The 17428-nt window shown below is 62.3% G+C and carries 19 protein-coding genes; 15 read left to right on the forward strand and 4 right to left on the reverse strand.

Features of this window, described 5'->3' with window-relative positions:
* The first annotated feature begins 56 nt into the window (after positions 1 to 56).
* From Q1A32_RS17560 to Q1A32_RS17630, 15 genes are read left to right on the forward strand one after another with little or no spacing between them, the layout of a single operon-like run.
* A complete protein-coding gene (locus tag Q1A32_RS17560) occupies positions 57 to 587 on the forward strand; it encodes an ester cyclase (RefSeq protein WP_299656084.1) in 531 nt (176 codons plus the stop codon).
* A gap of 9 nt (positions 588 to 596) precedes the next feature.
* The gene (hisD, locus tag Q1A32_RS17565) at positions 597 to 1925 is read left to right on the forward strand and encodes a histidinol dehydrogenase (RefSeq protein ID WP_299656086.1); all 1329 of its coding nucleotides are present in this window, start codon (positions 597 to 599) and stop codon (positions 1923 to 1925) included.
* Positions 1926 to 1928: 3 nt separating this feature from the next.
* A complete protein-coding gene (locus Q1A32_RS17570; RefSeq protein ID WP_299656088.1) occupies positions 1929 to 2933 on the forward strand; it encodes an ester cyclase in 1005 nt (334 codons plus the stop codon).
* Positions 2930 to 3979 (forward strand): ester cyclase, encoded by a 1050-nt coding sequence (locus tag Q1A32_RS17575; protein WP_299656090.1) that lies wholly within the window; start codon positions 2930 to 2932, stop codon positions 3977 to 3979. Before Q1A32_RS17570 ends, Q1A32_RS17575 begins: the two co-directional genes overlap by 4 nt.
* Positions 3976 to 4611: a glutathione S-transferase family protein gene (locus Q1A32_RS17580; protein WP_299656092.1), complete on the forward strand. Its 636-nt coding sequence runs from the start codon at positions 3976 to 3978 to the stop codon at positions 4609 to 4611. Before Q1A32_RS17575 ends, Q1A32_RS17580 begins: the two co-directional genes overlap by 4 nt.
* Entirely contained in the window at positions 4608 to 5369 is a 762-nt protein-coding gene (locus Q1A32_RS17585) for an SDR family NAD(P)-dependent oxidoreductase (RefSeq protein ID WP_299656094.1), read from the forward strand. The genes Q1A32_RS17580 and Q1A32_RS17585 overlap by 4 nt, the downstream gene beginning before the upstream one ends.
* Positions 5369 to 6388, forward strand: coding sequence for a LacI family DNA-binding transcriptional regulator (locus Q1A32_RS17590; protein ID WP_299656096.1), 1020 nt, complete (start codon positions 5369 to 5371; stop codon positions 6386 to 6388). Before Q1A32_RS17585 ends, Q1A32_RS17590 begins: the two co-directional genes overlap by 1 nt.
* Positions 6385 to 7353, forward strand: a complete 969-nt coding sequence (locus Q1A32_RS17595) for a nuclear transport factor 2 family protein (protein ID WP_299656098.1) — start codon at positions 6385 to 6387, stop codon at positions 7351 to 7353. Before Q1A32_RS17590 ends, Q1A32_RS17595 begins: the two co-directional genes overlap by 4 nt.
* A 2-nt stretch (positions 7354 to 7355) precedes the next feature.
* Positions 7356 to 7970: a pyridoxamine 5'-phosphate oxidase family protein gene (locus Q1A32_RS17600; RefSeq protein ID WP_299656100.1), complete on the forward strand. Its 615-nt coding sequence runs from the start codon at positions 7356 to 7358 to the stop codon at positions 7968 to 7970.
* On the forward strand, positions 7967 to 8503 hold the full coding sequence (locus Q1A32_RS17605; RefSeq protein WP_299656103.1) for a DUF6653 family protein: 537 nt from the start codon (positions 7967 to 7969) through the stop codon (positions 8501 to 8503). The genes Q1A32_RS17600 and Q1A32_RS17605 overlap by 4 nt, the downstream gene beginning before the upstream one ends.
* Positions 8500 to 9465, forward strand: coding sequence for a cupin domain-containing protein (locus Q1A32_RS17610; protein WP_299656106.1), 966 nt, complete (start codon positions 8500 to 8502; stop codon positions 9463 to 9465). The genes Q1A32_RS17605 and Q1A32_RS17610 overlap by 4 nt, the downstream gene beginning before the upstream one ends.
* Positions 9462 to 10064 (forward strand): class I SAM-dependent methyltransferase, encoded by a 603-nt coding sequence (locus Q1A32_RS17615; protein WP_299656109.1) that lies wholly within the window; start codon positions 9462 to 9464, stop codon positions 10062 to 10064. Before Q1A32_RS17610 ends, Q1A32_RS17615 begins: the two co-directional genes overlap by 4 nt.
* 11 nt (positions 10065 to 10075) lie before the next feature.
* Entirely contained in the window at positions 10076 to 11200 is a 1125-nt protein-coding gene (locus Q1A32_RS17620; RefSeq protein WP_299656112.1) for a cobalamin-independent methionine synthase II family protein, read from the forward strand.
* A 3-nt stretch (positions 11201 to 11203) separates the two neighbouring features.
* Entirely contained in the window at positions 11204 to 11896 is a 693-nt protein-coding gene (locus tag Q1A32_RS17625; protein WP_299656115.1) for an RraA family protein, read from the forward strand.
* The gene (locus Q1A32_RS17630; RefSeq protein ID WP_299656117.1) at positions 11893 to 12417 is read left to right on the forward strand and encodes a CIA30 family protein; all 525 of its coding nucleotides are present in this window, start codon (positions 11893 to 11895) and stop codon (positions 12415 to 12417) included. The genes Q1A32_RS17625 and Q1A32_RS17630 overlap by 4 nt, the downstream gene beginning before the upstream one ends.
* On the opposite strand, the gene Q1A32_RS17635 is transcribed toward Q1A32_RS17630, so the two are convergent.
* The 4 genes from Q1A32_RS17635 to Q1A32_RS17650 form a co-directional block, all read right to left on the reverse strand.
* The gene (locus Q1A32_RS17635; RefSeq protein WP_299656119.1) at positions 12414 to 13646 is read right to left on the reverse strand and encodes a mandelate racemase/muconate lactonizing enzyme family protein; all 1233 of its coding nucleotides are present in this window, start codon (positions 13644 to 13646) and stop codon (positions 12414 to 12416) included. The two genes, Q1A32_RS17630 and Q1A32_RS17635, sit on opposite strands and share 4 nt — an antisense overlap.
* A 66-nt stretch (positions 13647 to 13712) precedes the next feature.
* A complete protein-coding gene (locus tag Q1A32_RS17640) occupies positions 13713 to 14804 on the reverse strand; it encodes a Zn-dependent alcohol dehydrogenase (protein ID WP_299656122.1) in 1092 nt (363 codons plus the stop codon).
* 75 nt (positions 14805 to 14879) lie between these two features.
* Positions 14880 to 16109 (reverse strand): TCR/Tet family MFS transporter, encoded by a 1230-nt coding sequence (locus Q1A32_RS17645; RefSeq protein WP_299656124.1) that lies wholly within the window; start codon positions 16107 to 16109, stop codon positions 14880 to 14882.
* Positions 16106 to 17428 carry a lyase family protein gene (locus Q1A32_RS17650; protein WP_299656126.1) on the reverse strand — a complete coding sequence of 441 codons (1323 nt, stop codon included), beginning with the start codon at positions 17426 to 17428 and terminating at the stop codon, positions 16106 to 16108. Before Q1A32_RS17650 ends, Q1A32_RS17645 begins: the two co-directional genes overlap by 4 nt.

A 17428-nucleotide genomic window follows, 5' to 3' on the forward strand; every position in this document is an offset into this window, starting at 1 on the left:
TATCCCGGGGTCTGGGGCAGCGCCCCAGTCCTGATCTCAAAAAGGATGCAACGTCTATGAAAGGTTCCCGCCCGGAACAAGCGGTCCTGACCCGCGACACGGATATGTCCAAGACGGACGCCACGCGGGCCGTGATCGAAGGTATGGTGGACGGTCTGAACGACCACCGCATTGACGATATCGGCCAGTTCTTTGCCCAGTCCTTTCGCTGGATGGGCAACACGGGCTGCGGAACGAAGACCGGCTTGCAGGAATTTCAGGACAACTGGCAGCGCCCGTTTCAGGCGGCGTTTTCCGACAAGGTCTGCGTGGACGAAGCACGGCTTTACATGGGTGAATGGGCCGCGGCTTTCGGGCGCCAAGAGGCGACCCATGCCGGTACATTCATGGGGATTGCCCCCACCGGCAAGCGGATCGAGATCCGGTACATGGACTTCTGGAAGGTCGAGGATGGCCGCATCACCGACAATTACGTGATGGTCGATTTTCCCCATGTCCTCGCCCAGTTGGGGCGGGACGTTTTTGATGGTGAGGGCTGGGAAGCCTTCGATCGCGGCGACAAGACCCCGCCGCGCCCCGATAGCTGAGGTGACAAGATGACGATTGAATACCTGAAACGCGGCAAGCCCGAGGCCGAGCGGGCCGAAGATGACGCCAAGACCCGCGCCATTGTCGAAGCGACCCTGACGGACATCGAAAAGCGCGGCGATGTGGCTGTGCGCGAGTTGTCGGAGAAGTTCGACAATTACAGCCCCGAGAGCTTCCGCCTGACCGAAGCCGACATTGCCGCCTTGATGGAGGAACTGACCCCGCGCGAGATGCAGGACATCAAGTTCGCGCAACAACAGGTCCGCGACTTCGCACAGGCGCAGAGGGACTCGATGCTGGACATCGAGGTCGAGACGATGCCGGGCGTGATCCTTGGTCACAAGAACATCCCCGTGCAATCCGTTGGGTGCTACGTGCCGGGGGGCAAGTTCCCCATGGTGGCCTCGGCCCACATGTCCGTCGCCACGGCGAGCGTGGCTGGCGTACCTCGGATCATCGCCGCGACCCCGCCGTGGCAAGGCAAACCGAACCCTGCCGTGATCGCGGCCATGCATCTGGGCGGCGCGCATGAGATCTATGTCATGGGTGGCATTCAGGCCGTGGGCGCCATGGCCATCGGCACCGAAACCATTGATCCCGTGCACATGCTTGTTGGTCCCGGCAATGCCTTCGTGGCCGAAGCCAAGCGGCAGCTTTTCGGTCGCGTTGGCATCGACCTGTTCGCAGGTCCAACCGAAACCATGGTGATCGCGGACGAGACCGTGGACGCCGAGATGTGTGCGACCGACCTGCTTGGCCAGGCCGAACACGGCTACAACTCGCCCGCCGTGCTGCTGACCAACTCGCGCAAACTGGCCGACGACACCGCATCAGAGATTGAACGCATCCTGACCATCCTGCCCACCGCCGACACGGCTCGCAAAAGCTGGGTGGATTATGGCGAGATCATCCTGTGCGACACCTATGACGAGATGCTGAAGGTTGCTGACGATGTGGCCTCGGAACATGTGCAGGTGATGACGGACCGGGATGATTGGTTCCTTGAGCACATGACGTGCTATGGCGCGCTGTTCCTTGGGCCGCGCACCAATGTGGCCAATGGCGACAAGGTGATCGGCACCAACCATACCCTGCCTACGAAGAAGGCGGGGCGCTACACAGGTGGCCTCTGGGTCGGCAAGTTCCTCAAGACGCATTCCTATCAAAAGGTCACTACGGACGAAGCCGCGGCAGAGATCGGGGCCTACGGCTCGCGTCTGTGCATGCTTGAAGGGTTCGTGGGCCATGCCGAGCAGTGCAATCTGCGGGTCCGCCGCTATGGCGGGATCAACGTTCCCTACGGTGAGGGGGCCCCTGCGCGCGACGCAGCGGAATAGACCGTGTCGGAACAGAACCAACGCAACAAAGTAACGGCGCTGACGCTTTGGGCCGCTCTTGATCGTGACCCGACAAGTGCGGCGGCGCTGCTGCCAGCCTTGACCGGATGGCACGGGCCGGTCCCCGTCGGACTGCAGCCAGATGCCGAGGCCATCATTGATGCGCTGTTCGCGCCGCTGCGCGCAGCCATTCCTGATTTGCGCCGCCAGACGCATATCTTCATGGGCGGTGTATCGGCCGCGCAAGAAAAAGGTGGCGCGGACGGCGCGTCTTGGGTCGCCGGAACAGGCTATTACACCGGACGGGCGACGGCAGAGGTGTTCGGCATTCCCGCCACAGGTCACGACCTGCGCATCCGCTGGGGCGAATTCCTGCGCTTTGACGCGTCGGGGCAGATCACCCATGCCCAGACGATCTGGGATTTCGTGGATTGGTTTGATCAGATCGGATTGCCCGTGCTGCCGCCCCCCCGTGGTGCTGCGCATGTCTTTCCCGCGCCCACCGCCTATGACGGTGTTTTGACAGCCGTGCAATCTGAGGTTGTATCTGAAAAAACAATGGCTTTGGGGAAAACCTTCATTTTCGGCGGGCTCAACAGTTTCGACGAAACTGACCTGTCCAGTATGGGCATGGCTCGGTTTTTTCACCCCAATGTCAAATGGTACGGACCCGGCGGGATTGGCGCGTGCCTGTCGCTTGCAGAGTTCGAGACCCTGCACCAGCAACCCTGGCTGGAGGCGTTTCCCGATCGCAAGGTAATGCACCTCGAAAGCCTGTTTGCCGAGGATCGGCTGCTTGCCGCGTCCGGTCCGATGGGGGTCGTCGGGTCGCATGGCGGCACGTATCTGGGGCACGCGGCAACCGGCGCGCCGATTGAGGTGTCCGGCATCGACTTCTGGCTGCGCACTGCAGATCAATTCACTGAAAACTGGGTGTTCGTCGATATGATCCATCTGTTCCAGCAAATGGGCGTCGATCTGTTTGCCCGCATGAAGGCAGGCGCATGACCGATCCGCACACACGCCACAAAGAGCTGATCGCGCCACTTCGCGCAGCGATGTACGACTTCGACATGCAGACGATGCGCGCTGTCCTGCACGACCTGTGCGCGCCTGACGTCGCCTTCCGCCTCGCCTTTCCGTTCGAGACCACAACTGGTGTGGATGCCTATGTCGAGGGAGCCTTTGCCCCGCTGGCACGCGCGATCCCGGATCTGGAACGGCGCGACCATATCGTGATGGCGGGTCCCACGCCCGAAGGCGCTGACTGGGTTGGGTGTGGTGGATATTATTCCGGCACCTTCACGGCCCCATGGCTGGATATCCCGCCCACAGGTCACATCGTGCATATGCGGTTCCACGAGTTTTATCGGTTCGAAGACGGCAAGATCGTCGAGATGCAGGCGCTGTGGGATATTCCGGAGGTGATGATGCAGGCAGGCGCATGGCCGATGGTGCCCAGTCTCGGGCGCGAATGGCATGTGCCCGGTCCCGCCTCTTGCGACGGTCTGGTGCCGGGGCCTTATGATGCAACGGCAAGTTCGACGTCCTGCCAGCACATCATCGACATGCTTGAACATCTCAAGAAGCACCCCAGTCAGGGCGGCCCCGAAGTGATGGAGATGGAGACGTTCTGGCATCCCAAAATGATGTGGTACGGCCCCTCGGGCATCGGATCGGGGCGCGGCATCGCAGGCTTTCGCAATTGGCACCAGATCCCGTTCCTGAACGGCATGCCGGACCGCGGGCAGTATGTGGACGAGATCGAGTACCATTTCTTTGGCGACGGACAGTATGCGGCTGTCACGGGGTGGCCGGACATGTACCAGACAATCACACATGGTGGCTGGTTGGGATTGCCGCCCACGCACACGCGGATCGAGATGCGGAGCCTTGATTTCTGGCGGTTGGAAAATGGCCTGATCCGGGAGAACTGGGTCCTCGTCGATATGTTGCAAATGTATGATCAGATCGGTGTCGATGTGTTTGCGCGGATGCGCGAATTCAACAAGGTGCGCGCAGGTTTCGATCCAGAGACGGGCAGGGCGGTATGAGCATAGTGATCCACGGGCGTGCGACGTCGTCCAACGTGCAGGCTGTCATGTGGTGCGCCGCGGAACTTGGCCTTGCGGTGACGCGCAAGGATGTCGGTGGTCGTTTTGGCGGCACAGACACTCCTGCCTACCGGATGATGAACCCGATGGGGCTGGTGCCCGCATTGGAGGACGGCGACACGGTGATGTTCGAAAGTGCTGCTATTCTTCGGTACCTTGTGGCGCGGTATGGCAACGACCGGGTTGGTATGTCCCCGCGCGACGATATGTGGGCCGAATGGGCCAAGAACACGCTCTGCCGCGCGTTTACCGTGCCTGTGTTCTGGGCCTACTACCGCACGCCCGAGGCGGCACGTGATATGGCTGCGGTGTCTGCGGCTGTTGCCCGGTTCGAAGAGCTTCTTGGCTTGGTTCTGGCTGAGCGCGGGGACCGCACCTGGATCACTGGCGACAAGTTTGGATTGGCCGACATATGGGTCGGTCACGTGCTCTACCGCTACCTGACCCTCGACATCGAGCGCACCGTACCTGCGGGCACGCGCGACTATTATGATGCGGTGACCGCGCGCCCTGCATATCGGACCCATGTGATGGTCGATTACTCCGAACTGAAAGGGAGGCTGTCGTTTTGACCCAATTGCCCCGCACCCCGTCCTTTGACCTGACCGGCAAGCGCGCACTTGTGACCGGCGCATCGTCGGGCATCGGCCTTGGCTGCGCCGTCGCCTTGGCGGAGGCTGGCGCGCATGTGGTCTGTGCCGCACGGCGGGCCGACGCGCTGGCCGAGGTTGTGAACGCCATGGCCGAGCAGGGGTGGAGTGCCGAGGCCTTGCCGCTTGATCAATCCGATATTGATGCGGTGAATGCAGCCTTTGTTCAGCCCTTCGACATTGTCCTGAACTCGGCAGGCCTCGCGCGCCACGGCCCGTCGATGGAGACGCAGCCTGATGATTTCGACGCTGTTGTGGGCATCAACCTCAAAGGCGCGTATTTCCTGTCGACGGCTGCAGCGCGCGCCCTGACCAAGGCGGGCAAGGGCGGGTCGATCATCCATATCTCGTCGCAGATGGGCCATGTGGGCGGCATTGACCGCGCCGTATATTGCGCCACCAAACATGGGGTCGAAGGCATGGTGAAATCCATGGCCATCGAATGGGGCAAGGCAAATATCCGTATCAACACGGTGTGCCCGACCTTCGTGCGCACGGCCTTTACCGAGAAATCGTTCGAAGACCCCGAGCGCTTTGCCTGGATCATGGACAAGATCAAACTACCTCGCGTGGCGGAGGTTGAGGACATCATGGGGGCGGTCCTGTTTCTTGCCTCTGATGCATCGGCCATGGTCACGGGCACGTCGATGTTGATCGACGGCGGGTGGACCGCAGACTGATGCCGGACAAGGTGACAGCGCTGGATGTGGCCGAACGGGCGGGTGTCTCCCGCTCGGCGGTCAGTCGCGTGTTTACCCCCGGTGCCTCTGTGTCCAAGCGCACGGCGGATAAGGTGCGGCAGGCAGCGGATGCGCTGGGCTATCGGCCCAACGTGTTGGCGCGGTCGCTGATCACCGGCCGCAGCAGGATCATTGGGTTGGTCGTCGCCTATCTTGAGAACCATTTTTACCCCGAAGCCATCGAACGGCTCAGCCGCAAGCTGCAGGAACAGGGGTATCACGTGCTGGTTTTCCTGTCGTCCAACTCGGGCGAGGAAGCGGATGAAGTGATGGAAGAACTGCTCGACTATCAGGTCGATGGGATCATCGCGGCCAGCGTCGGCATGTCCAACGACCTGACCCAGCGGTGCGAGGCGGCAGGCATTCCCATTGTTCTGTTCAACCGCGCGCAGGATGATGACCGGCTGTCAGCCGTCACGTCCGACAACTACCACGGTGGCCGCAAGCTGGCAGAGTTCCTTGTGGCCGGTGGGCACAGCCGCATCGCCCATGTTGCGGGGTGGGAGGGGGCTTCGACCCAGCGCGACCGCGAGGCAGGCTTTGTGGCGGGGCTGCAAGCGGCTGGTCAGTCGCTCTTTGCCCGTGGTGTGAGTGACTTCAAATTCGAACAGGCCAAGGCGGTCGCGCGCGAGATGTTTGCAGGCCCAGACCGGCCCGATGCCGTGTTCTGTTCCAATGATCACATGGCCTTTGCCGTCATGGATGTGCTGCGCTTTGAATTGGGGTTGAGCGTGCCCGGCGATGTGTCTGTCGTAGGCTACGACGATGTGACCCTGTCCGCCTGGCCCAGCTACGATCTGACCACGGTGCGCCAACCCGCAGGCCAGATGGCCGATGCCACTGTTGAAATACTGATGGACCGCCTGCGCGATCCCGAAACAAATCCCCGCCGCGTCGTGCTGGACGGACCATTGGTCCTGCGCGGATCGGCCCGCATACCCAAAGGATGGACCTCATGAAGGGTTTTTCGAACCGGTGGAAAGACTTCCCCGACTATATCATCGGCATCACCAAGGAGATCTGGGAAGATCGCGGCATCGCGACCCTGCATCACTATTACAGCCCCGACATCGTTGTGCGCTCGCCGGGGTCGGTGGTGATCGGCAACGAAAAGGTCATTGGGGCCACGATGGCGACCTTGGCCGAATTCCCTGATCGGGCATTGCTGGGCGAGGATGTGATCTGGAGCGGCACACCCGAGGACGGCATGCTGTCGTCGCACCGTATCCTGTCGACGGCCACGCATATGGCGGATGGGGTCTATGGTCCGGCCTCGGGCAAACGGTTGCAGTACCGCATTATCGCGGATTGCCATGCCATCAATGACCAGATCAATGACGAGTGGCTGATCCGCGATCAGACGGCCATCGTGAACCAGATCGGATGGGACGCCAAGGAATATGCCGCTGACCTGATCGAACGGGAGGGAGGCATGGAGAACGCGGTGCGTCCGCTGACGCCTGCCACGGATCAGCCCGGCCCCTACAAGGGTCGTGGCAATGACAACGCATGGGGCCAGAAATATGCCGACATCCTGACCCGGGTGATGGGGGCCGATATGGCCGCGATCCCGGCAGAATATGACCGCGCCGTGCAATCCGAATATCCCGGTGGCGTGACAGGCCACGGCACCGGCCCGGTGGATCGGTTCTGGATGGGCCTGCGGGCGTCTTTTCCGGATGCGACATTCACCATCGATCACCAGATCGGGCGCGATGATGATATGATGCCGCCGCGTGCCGCCATCCGCTGGGCGCTGCATGGCAAGCATGACGGCTGGGGCTATTTCGGCGCCCCCACCGGGGCCGAGGTTTATGTGCTGGGGATTTCCCATGCCGAGTTTGGTCCATGGGGCCTGCGTCGGGAATACGCGCTGTTTGACGAGACGGCGATCTGGAAGCAGATACTGTTGCAGACGGGATAGTCATGGACCGCTACGACCACCTCATGTTCACCGACGCCGTGAAGGCGCTGCAAGAGGCAGATGGATCTGCCGACATGTATGCCCGCAGCTACGGCGCGCGCACCCATGCGCTGTCGGCGGATGAGGTGGCGTTTGTTGCCTCGCGCACGTCGTTCTACATGGCGACAGTGTCCGAGACCGGGTGGCCCTATATCCAGCACCGGGGTGGGCCTGCCGGGTTCCTCAAGGTGCTGGACGATCACACGCTGGGCCTTGCAGATTATCGAGGCAACAAGCAGCACATCTCCGAAGGCAACCTTGCCGGGGACAACCGCGTGTCGCTGTTCCTGATGGATTATCCCCGCAAGGCCCGGATGAAGCTGCAAGGGCGCGCACGATTTCAGAGCGCGGCAGATGCGCCGGATCTGACGGCACAATTGGCTGTCGACGGGCAGGGCCGGGTAGACCGGGTCGTGACCATCGCGCTGGAAGCCTTTGACTGGAACTGCCCACAGTTCATCACGCCGCGCTTTGATGCGTCCGAGATTGCCCAATTGGTCGGGCCGGAGATCGACAAGCAGAGCGCCCGCATTGCCGAGCTTGAGGCGGAGCTGGCCGCACTGAAGGGGCAGGCATGACCGACATCTACCGTGCTGCCGAACGACTGATGGGGATGGGAAACGCCGACTGGCGGCGCCATGCCAACCCCCTGAGCGTTTGGACGCGGTTTACATGTTTGCCGCTTATGGTGCTGGTGATCTATGCGCGCCAGTGGATCGGGTGGTGGGCGCTGCCGCTGTTCCTGCTGACGGCGGTGTGGACGTGGTCCAATCCGCGTGCTTTTCCACCGCCCGCGGATTTTGGGTCTTGGGCGTCGCGAGGCACGTTGGGTGAGCGCATCTTTCTGGCCCGTGACCGCTATGACGTGGCCCCGCACCATATCCGCGCGGCGCATGGTCTGACTGGCTTGTCTGCCGTCGGCGTTTTGCCCCTGATCTATGGCCTGATTGTGCTGAACCCTTGGGCCACGCTTTTCGGCCTTGTCGCAACGATCCTGCCCAAGGTCTGGTTCGTGGACCGCATGGTCTGGATCCACGCCGACATCACCCAAACAATACCGGGCGACCCGTTGCCCGACCCGACACTTCCACACGAAAGGACCACCCCATGACCCCCGCCGAGATGGAGCCGCGCATCGTGCGTTACGGCGACCTCCGCCCCTGCAAGACTGCGTTCATTGACGCGCACACGCCCGGCTCGGACCAAAAGGAGAACTTCACCATCATCGGCGGTGGTGTGTCCGAAAGCCCGGACCAGCACGTCCATATCGGCATCCCGCATGGCTTCAACATCGGGGCTGCGGGCCAACCGCCCAAGTGCCGCAACAGCCTTCACAGCCACCGCACGGCCGAGGTGTTCTTTGTTCTATCGGGCCGCTGGCGGTTCTTCTGGGGGCGCTGGGGAGACGCGGGCGAGGTGGTGCTGGAAGAGGGTGATATCATCAACATCCCCACCGACATCTTTCGCGGGTTCGAGAATATCGGCACGGATTACGGGATGATCATGGCGATCCTTGGGGGCGATGATGCGGGTGGCGGCGTGATCTGGGCACCGCAAGTGATCGAGGACGCCAGCGATCATGGATTGGTGTTGGGCGACAATGGGAGCCTCTATGACAGCAAGAAGGGCCAAGGCCTGCCGGACGGTGTGACACCGATGCCGGTGCTGAGTGACGAAGAGCTGAAGACCTATCCTGAGATGTCGCCCATGCAGATCGTGGGCATGGGTGTGCGCAGGTACTGGGACATGGTCTGTCTGGCCAAGGACGCGCCGTGCAAGGTGATCGGAGAGCACGGGATCATCCGTGACAAGCCGGGGTTTGAGGTGGATCTGATCACCCGCTCAAGTGCGTTTGAGGAGATGCACAGCCACGAGCGCCCTTCCGTTCTGATGCCCATGCGCGGGCATTGGCGGGTGACGTGGCAGGGCGGCAGCACAACGCTGGCCCCCGGCGACACGATGAGTGTGCCGGAAAACCTGGCCCACAGCGTGGTGCCCTCGATGACCGGTGAGGCATCGCTCTATCATATCGTGGGCACCGATGACCCTGCGGGTCCGACGTGGACAGGATGAGCGCGGACCCGGATGATATCCGTGGCGTGTATGATCGTCAGGCGGCGGTCTATGATGGCCAGCGGTCCCGCGCGTTGTTCGAAGCGCGCTGGCTTGCCCGATTTGCCGCCGGGTTGCGGACAGGTGCACGGGTGCTTGACCTTGGTTGCGGTGCGGGCGAGCCTATTGCGCGCTGGTTCAAGGCCGAAGGGTTCGCCGTCACGGGGGTGGATTTTTCGGAGCCCATGCTTGAGATCGCGCGCAGCCGCTGGCCCGATGGGGACTGGCGGCAGGGCGATATGCGTGACTTTGATCTGGGCGAGTGCTTTGATGGTATCATCGCCTGGAACAGCTTTTTCCATCTGACCGAACTTGAACAGCGCGGGTGTATCGCGCGCATGGCCCGGCATCTGGAACCGGGCGGCGTTCTGATGCTGACGGTTGGCCCCGATGCCGGTGAGGTCACAGGCACTGTCGGTGACGAAACCGTTTACCACGCGTCCCTGTCGCCTGCCGAATACGCCACATGCCTCGAAGCAAATGGCTTGCGCCTGACCGGCTTTCTGGCCGAAGACCCTGAGACCAACCGCCATTCCGTGCTGATGGCGCGCAAGACCTGAAGGAGACCACTATGCCAGTCACAACCACCCATGTCGGGTCATTGCCCCGCACCCAAGAGGTTGTCGATTTCATCTTTGCGCGCGAGCGGGAGGAGCCGTTTGATCAGGCCGCCTTCGATGCCGCGATGACCCAAGCCGTGGATGAAACCGTGGCCCGGCAGGTGGCCGCGGGCGTCGACATCGTCAGCGATGGCGAGACGTCGAAGATCAGCTATGCGACCTACGTGAAAGACCGCTATACCGGCTTTTCCGGTGACAGCCCACGCAACGCGCCTGCGGACCTCAAGCAGTTTCCCAGCTTTCTCAAGCGCCTTGCCGACGACGGCGGCACACCGCAATACGCCCGGCCCATGTGTACGGGCGCGGTGCGGTCGAAGGGGCAGGGGGAGTTGGAAAAGGACATCGCCAACCTGAAGGCGGCGATGGCCAAGCACGGCGTAGACCGTGGGTTCATGAATGCAGCTTCCCCGGGCGTGATCTCGTTGTTTCTGCAGAACGATTTCTATCCGACACGCGACGCCTATCTTGCCGCCCTCGCGGATGCGATGAAGGCGGAATACGAGACCATTGTGGGCGCCGGGCTGGACCTGCAACTCGATTGCCCCGACCTCGCCCTGTCGCGGCACATGCTGTTCAATGACCTGAGCGACGCGGAGTTCCTGAAGATCGCGGATGGCCACGTGGAGGCGCTGAACCATGCGCTTGCGAATGTTCCGGCCGAAAAGGTGCGCGTTCATATCTGCTGGGGCAATTACGAAGGCCCGCACACCTGCGACATTGCCATGGACACGGTGTTCCCGACGCTGATGGCGACCAAGTCGCGGTATGTTTTGTTCGAGACATCGAACCCCCGTCATGCCCATGAATGGACCGTATTCCGCGACCGCAAGTCCGAGATTCCGGATGACAAGGTGCTGGTGCCCGGCGTCGTGGACACGACCACAAACTTCGTCGAACACCCGGAGGTCGTGGCGCAGCGGATCGAGCGGTTCACTGGCATTGTCGGATCGGACCGCGTGATCGCTGGCAGCGATTGTGGCTTTGGAACGTTTGCAGGCTTCGGGTCGGTCGATCCCGAGATCGCCTATGCCAAGCTTTCGGCTCTGTCCGAGGGTGCCGCGATGGCAAAGGGTTGATCCATGGATGATGCCCTGCACGATCTGCTGAAATCCGTCGATACCCCCACCGTTTGCAATGCCATCGAAGTGGCGCAGGGCAAGCGCGGGTTCAACGCGTTCACACGCGGCACATTGCTGGCGTCGCACCCCGAAGGCGTCATGGTGGGCTACGCTCGCACCGCCCGCATCCGCGCGCTGGCCCCACCGACCGAAGCGCCGGATGTGATCAAGGCGCGGCGGATGGCTTACTATAAATACATGTCCGAAGGGCCGCGCCCCGCGGTTTGCGTGGTGCAGGATCTGGATGTGCCGAACGCCATTGGCGCCTATTGGGGCGAGGTGAATTCCAATATCCACAAGGCGTTTGGTTTGGCGGGCACGCTGACCGATGGCGTGATGCGCGATCTTGGCGATCTGGCCGAGGGGTATCCGGTGGTCGCAGGCTCTGTCGGTCCAAGCCACGGCTTTGTGCATGTTGTGGACTATGACCAGCCGGTGCGCATCCACGGCCTTGATGTCCAACCCGATGATCTGGTCCATGCGGACCGACACGGTGCTGTCGTGATCCCGGATGACGTCGTGCCGTCGCTGGCGGATGCCATCGCAACGCTGATGCGGTCAGAGGCTATCGTGTTTGATGCCGTGAAGGGCAAGCGCATCGGTTTCGAAGAGTTCGAAGCCGCTTGGGCCGCGTTTGAGGCCGCGCGCACATGATCCGCTGGGCAATTGCCTTTGCCCTGCTATGTCAGCCGGTTATGGCACAGGATTTGGAATTGACCCCCGATTGGGAATATGTCGCTGACACGGTGATGGGTGGCGTGTCGTCCGGGCAGGCGCGGCAAGAGGTCATCGGGGCGCATGAGGCCGTGCGGCTGACCGGGGACGTATCGCTCGACAACAATGGCGGTTTTGTCCAGATCGCCTTCGATCTGGCGGATGGCGGTATTTTTGATGCCAGCGGCTATACTGGCATCGCGCTTGATGTGTTGGGCAATGGCGAGACCTACGACCTGCGCCTGCGCACCGATGCGCTCACCCGGCCTTGGCAATCCTTCCGAACAGAGTTCGTGGCACCAGACACGTGGACGACGATCGAGCTGTCGTTTTCTGCGTTTGAAGCGCATCGCACCGACGCCACATTTGACCCCGCACGTTTGCGCCGCATTGGCATCCTCGCCATCGGGCGCGAGATGCAGGCGGATATTGCGGTCTCGGGCGTCCGCCTTACGCGCTAGTCACGCGGGGCGGGTGCACCGCCTTCGAAATTGTTGCCGTGTTCGTAGTCGCAGGGCGCGTCCTGCATCTGCAAGTGTAGGCCGTCGCCGGTATAGGGATGCGCGCGTGCCAGATCTTCGTCCACGTCGATCCCCAGACCGGGGGCGTCCGGCGGCGTGATGAACCCGTCCTCGACCCGAATGCTGCCCCTGATCAGTTGATCATGGAACGGCGTCTCGATGGTCTCGCACATCAGCAGGTTCGGGATAGACGTCGCCAAATGAAGGTTGGCGGCCCATTCCACGGGCCCGGCATACAGGTGCGGCGCCATCTGCGCGTTGTAGACCTCGGCCATGGCGGCGACTTTCTTCATCTCCCAGATGCCGCCCGCCCGGCCCAAGGCTGGTTGCAGGATTGTCGCGGCCCCGCTGCGCAGCACGGGCGCGAACTCGGCCTTGGTGGTCAACCGCTCGCCTGTCGCGACAGGGATACGCACAGCGCGCGCAACCTTGGCCATTTCTTCCGTCGCATCTGGCGGAATGGGCTCCTCGAACCAGAGCGGCGAGTAAGGCTCCAACGCCTGCCCTAGCCGAATGGCACCCGCCGTGGTGAACTGCCCGTGCGTGCCAAAAAGAAGGTCAGCGCGGTCCCCCACGGCCTCGCGGATGGCTTTGCAAAAGGCCACGGACTGGGAAATGTCCCACATCCCCGGCATGTGCCCGCCGCGCATGGTGTAAGGGCCGGCAGGGTCGAACTTCACCGCAGTATAGCCGCGATCCACAGCGTCCAAGGCTGCTTCTGCTGCCATTTCGGGCGAGGTCCAAAACGTATCAAGTGCATGATGAGGCAGAGGATAGAGGTAGGTGTAGGCGCGGATGCGGTCGTTCATTTTGCCGCCGAGCAGCGCCCAGACCGGCCGCCCGCGCGCTTTGCCCAGAATGTCCCAGCACGCGATCTCAAGCCCTGAAAACGCGCCCATGACCGTCAAGTCAGGCCGCTGGGTGAAACCCGAGGAATAGGCGCGTCGGAACATCAGCTCGATATTCTCTGGGCTCTCGCCCGCCATGTGCCTGTCAAACACATCCTCGATCACCGCGCGCATGGCGTCCGGGCCCACGGATGAAGCGTAACACTCTCCCCACCCGACAATACCATCGTCGGTCGTGAGCTTCACGAGAATCCAATACCGTCCGCCCCAACCAGGTGCAGGTGGGGCCGTGACGATGATATCAAGATCTTTCAGTCGCACAGCGGACGCTCCTTCATCTTGCCAAAAAAACTCCGGGGGTCCCGAAGGGCGGGGGCTGGCCCCCTCCTACCTGTCAAACAGAACGACGTTCCGCCGTGCCGTGCCGGATTTGGTATCGGCAATCGCGTCGTTGATCTGATCCAGCGACCACCGCCCCGAAATCAGGCTGTCCAGTTGCAACCGGCCCTGCTGATAGAGGTCGACCATCCACGGAATATCCCGCTGGATCACCACGTCGCCCATCTTGGACCCGACCATACCTTGCCCGGTAGCGGCCAGAATGACAGGCTCGTATTCGGTGGTGGCCCCGGAATGGGGCATGCCGACCATGATGACCTTGCCGCCGCGCCCCAGGTATTTCGGCGCTTGTTCATAGGCCGGGATAGCGCCCACGGTCACAATGACTGCTTCGGCCCCTTTGCCGCCCAATGCCTTGTAACTTGCGCGCCATGGGGACTTGCCAGTGGCCAGCACACCATGGGTGGCACCAAAGGACTTTGCGTCTTCCAGCTTCTCCTCGGTCATGTCGACGGCGACGATGCGCCGGGCACCGGCGATCCGCGCGCCTTGAATGGCGTTCAGGCCCACACCGCCTGCGCCAATCACCACGACATCCTGACCGGCCCGCAAACCCGCTGCGTTCACCACGGCACCGACGCCGGTGATCACACCGCAGGCGATCAGGCTTGCCGCTTCTTTCGAGATGTCATCGGAAATCTTCACAAGTTGTTTCTGATCCACGACCACCTTTTCGGCGAAGGCGCCGCAGGCCATGGCTTGGTGCAGCTTGCCATCGTCCGCGGTGCGAATAGGTCCCTTGTCCCCGTCATAGGGCGTCTCGCAAACCGTGGGCTTGCCGCTGGCACAGGACGGGCAAGCCCCGCAGGCGCGGATCAGGGTGACGACAACGCTGTCGCCTGCCGCCAGCCCAACCACGCCGGGTCCTACCGCGCTGATGACACCTGCGGCCTCATGCCCATAGACGGCGGGCAAGCTGCCGCCCCACGCGCCGTCTGCGTATGAAATGTCGGAGTGGCAGATGGCAACGGCATCCAAAGTCACCTCGACCTCGCCCATCTCGGGCGCGCGGATCAGGATATCCTCGACCACGAGGGGTGCGCCGAATTCATGGCACACGGCGGCTTTTATGGTTTGCATGTCCGTCCCTTCGTCATGTCTTTCGTGGGACGGTGGCGCAGGGGCTTGGCGCAAGCAAGCCTGAAAACGACGGGCCTATGGCGCAGTTGACCCGCTGACCTTCGGGGACCCGATGGTTTTGGCGCTCCGCATGAAGACCATCAGGGCAAGCGCGATCAGTACGGCGGCCAGAAGGAAGGGCGCGCCGGGCAGATACACACCCGTTTCGGGTGCCGTGAATGTGTAGAACACGGATGTCATCACCAGTGGCGACAGGATCATCGCAAGCGCCGAGATCGACACCAGCGCGCCCTGCAACTCGCCTTGTTCATCGTCGCCGACCGCTTTGGACATGATGCCCTGCAAGGCAGGCGTTATGACCGCTGGCAGGGCTGCCAATGGGGTCAGGATCAGAAGCCACGCCCCGGAGCTGACAAACCCGATCAACAGGAACACGGCCACGTCTGCCGCGTGGCCGTAGATCACCGCTCCGCGTTCGCCCATGAGGCGCAGCATGGGGCGGATCAGCCCGCCTTGCACCACCGCCATCGCAATGCCGAACAGGCTCAACGACAGGCCCACCATGCCCGGTGACCAGTCAAAGCGTTCAGTCGTGTAGTAGGCCCAGACCGCCGGATAGACGGTGAACGCCACCTGATAGATGAAAAACACCAGCAACAGGGGCCCCAGACCGGGCAGTTTGCCAAGGTGCTTGAACAGCCCGAACGGGTTGGCCCGCGCCCATGTGAACGGGCGGCGGATGCGGTCGTCGACGGTTTCTTTCAGCACGAAAAAGCCAAACACCGCGTTTGCCGCAGCCAGTCCAGCGGCGGCATAGAACGGCGCCCGTGTGCCGTACTCGGCCAGAAAACCACCCATGGCAGGGCCAAGGACAAAACCCAGACCAAAGGCCGCTCCGATCAGACCGAAATTGGCGGCCTTGTCCTCAGGCTTGGAAATGTCGGCCATATACGCGTTGGCGGTCGATTGGGTGGCCGCCGTGATCCCGCCGACAACCCGGCCCACAAGCAAGAGCCATATGGTGCCTGCGACGGCCATGACCAGGTAATCGACCGCAAGGACAAGCAATGAGACGAGCAATATCGGGCGCCGCCCGTAGCGGTCCGAAAGCGCGCCGAGCAGTGGACCAAAGAGGAACTGCATCGCCGCAAAGGTGGTGGACAGAACGCCGCCCCACAGTGCGGCGGTGCCAAGGCCCATGCCCTGCACCTCTTGGATCAGATCGGGCATGACGGGCACGATCAAACCAATGCCCATCGCGTCGATCATCACGGTCAACAGGATAAAGACGACAGGCAGTCTCACAGGGTGTTGACCCGCTCGGCAAAGGCGCGGGCCTGAGCAGGCGCGGTGCCCAGTCCCGCATGCGGATCAAACAGATCGGAAGGCAAGTCTGGGTGTGCAGCACGCGCCACGTCCGCAAGGGACATTTCGCGCGCAACGGCATCCGCAATCAGCGCTTTGGTTTTGGCCTGCGCCTCGGGGCGGGGCATCTCGGCGGCGAGGGCAAAGCTCAGAGCCTCGGCGTGCACGCCGCCCAGACCATCGAATTTGGATATCATCGCATCTGTGTTGGGTGACCATCCGCCCACAAGCGCGTGTGCCACGTTGATCGAGGCAGCCCAGCACAGTGCAATCTGCGGCATCACCATCCATTCGGTGAACCACGCCGCCCCATCGCGCTGATGCTGGTGTGCTGCAGCGGCCTGCAGCGAGGCCCGCAAGCCGGTCATATGATGACCCAGCGCCACCAGTGCGGACGGCCCAACCGGGTTCTGCTTTTGCGGCATGGTTGACGATGATCCGGCCCCGCTGAGCGTCATCTCCTGACACTCAGTTGCGGCCAGTGCCACGGCGCTCTGACCCATGCCGGACAGGTCGGCCACGATCCGCCCCATCCAGTCGGCGATACACAGCACGGGGCCCCGGTCCGTGTGCCAGCTTCGCCCCGGATCATGTAAGCTCAACGCCTCTGCCAGGGCCGCGCGCGTCTCGTCGGCATGCGGACCCAATGCGGACGAGGTTCCTGCTGCTCCGCTCAATGACACCCACAGTGACCTTGCCTTCAGATCGGCCAGTTCATCGACGGCATCAGCCAGCGGTTGCCCCCATTGTGCCAGCACCGCCCCCCAGCTTGTAGGCGTTGCGTGCTGGCCGTATGTGCGACCCGCCATGGGTGTCTCTGCATGCTTTTTCGCTTGTGCGCCCATTGTCTTGACCATCTCGATCAAGTGCGCATTCTGAGTGTTCAGCGTCTGACGCAGGCGCAGCATAAGGCTTGTGTCGATAATGTCCTGACTGGTGGCCCCCCAATGCGCGTATTGCGCGTGTTCCGGCGCTTCCATTGCCTTGCGAAACTCGGTCACGAGGGCGGGGACACTGACACCGTTCTGCCCTGTTGCCTGCGCCAGCCCTGCCGGGTCGATCTGCACCTCAAGCGATGACCGGTGGATAAAAGCAGCACTCAATTCAGGGATCACCCCTTGCGCGCCCTGCACCTTTGCCAGCGCGCCCTCGACCAACAGCATTGCCCGCACGTCGGCGCTGTCGGACCAGAGGCGGCCAATTTCGCCCGTGGGAAACAACTGCCCATAAAGCGCAGACGAAAAGACCGATGCTGCCAT

Origin of the sequence: uncultured Tateyamaria sp., assembly GCF_947503415.1 — a bacterium.
Taxonomy (GTDB): domain Bacteria; phylum Pseudomonadota; class Alphaproteobacteria; order Rhodobacterales; family Rhodobacteraceae; genus Tateyamaria.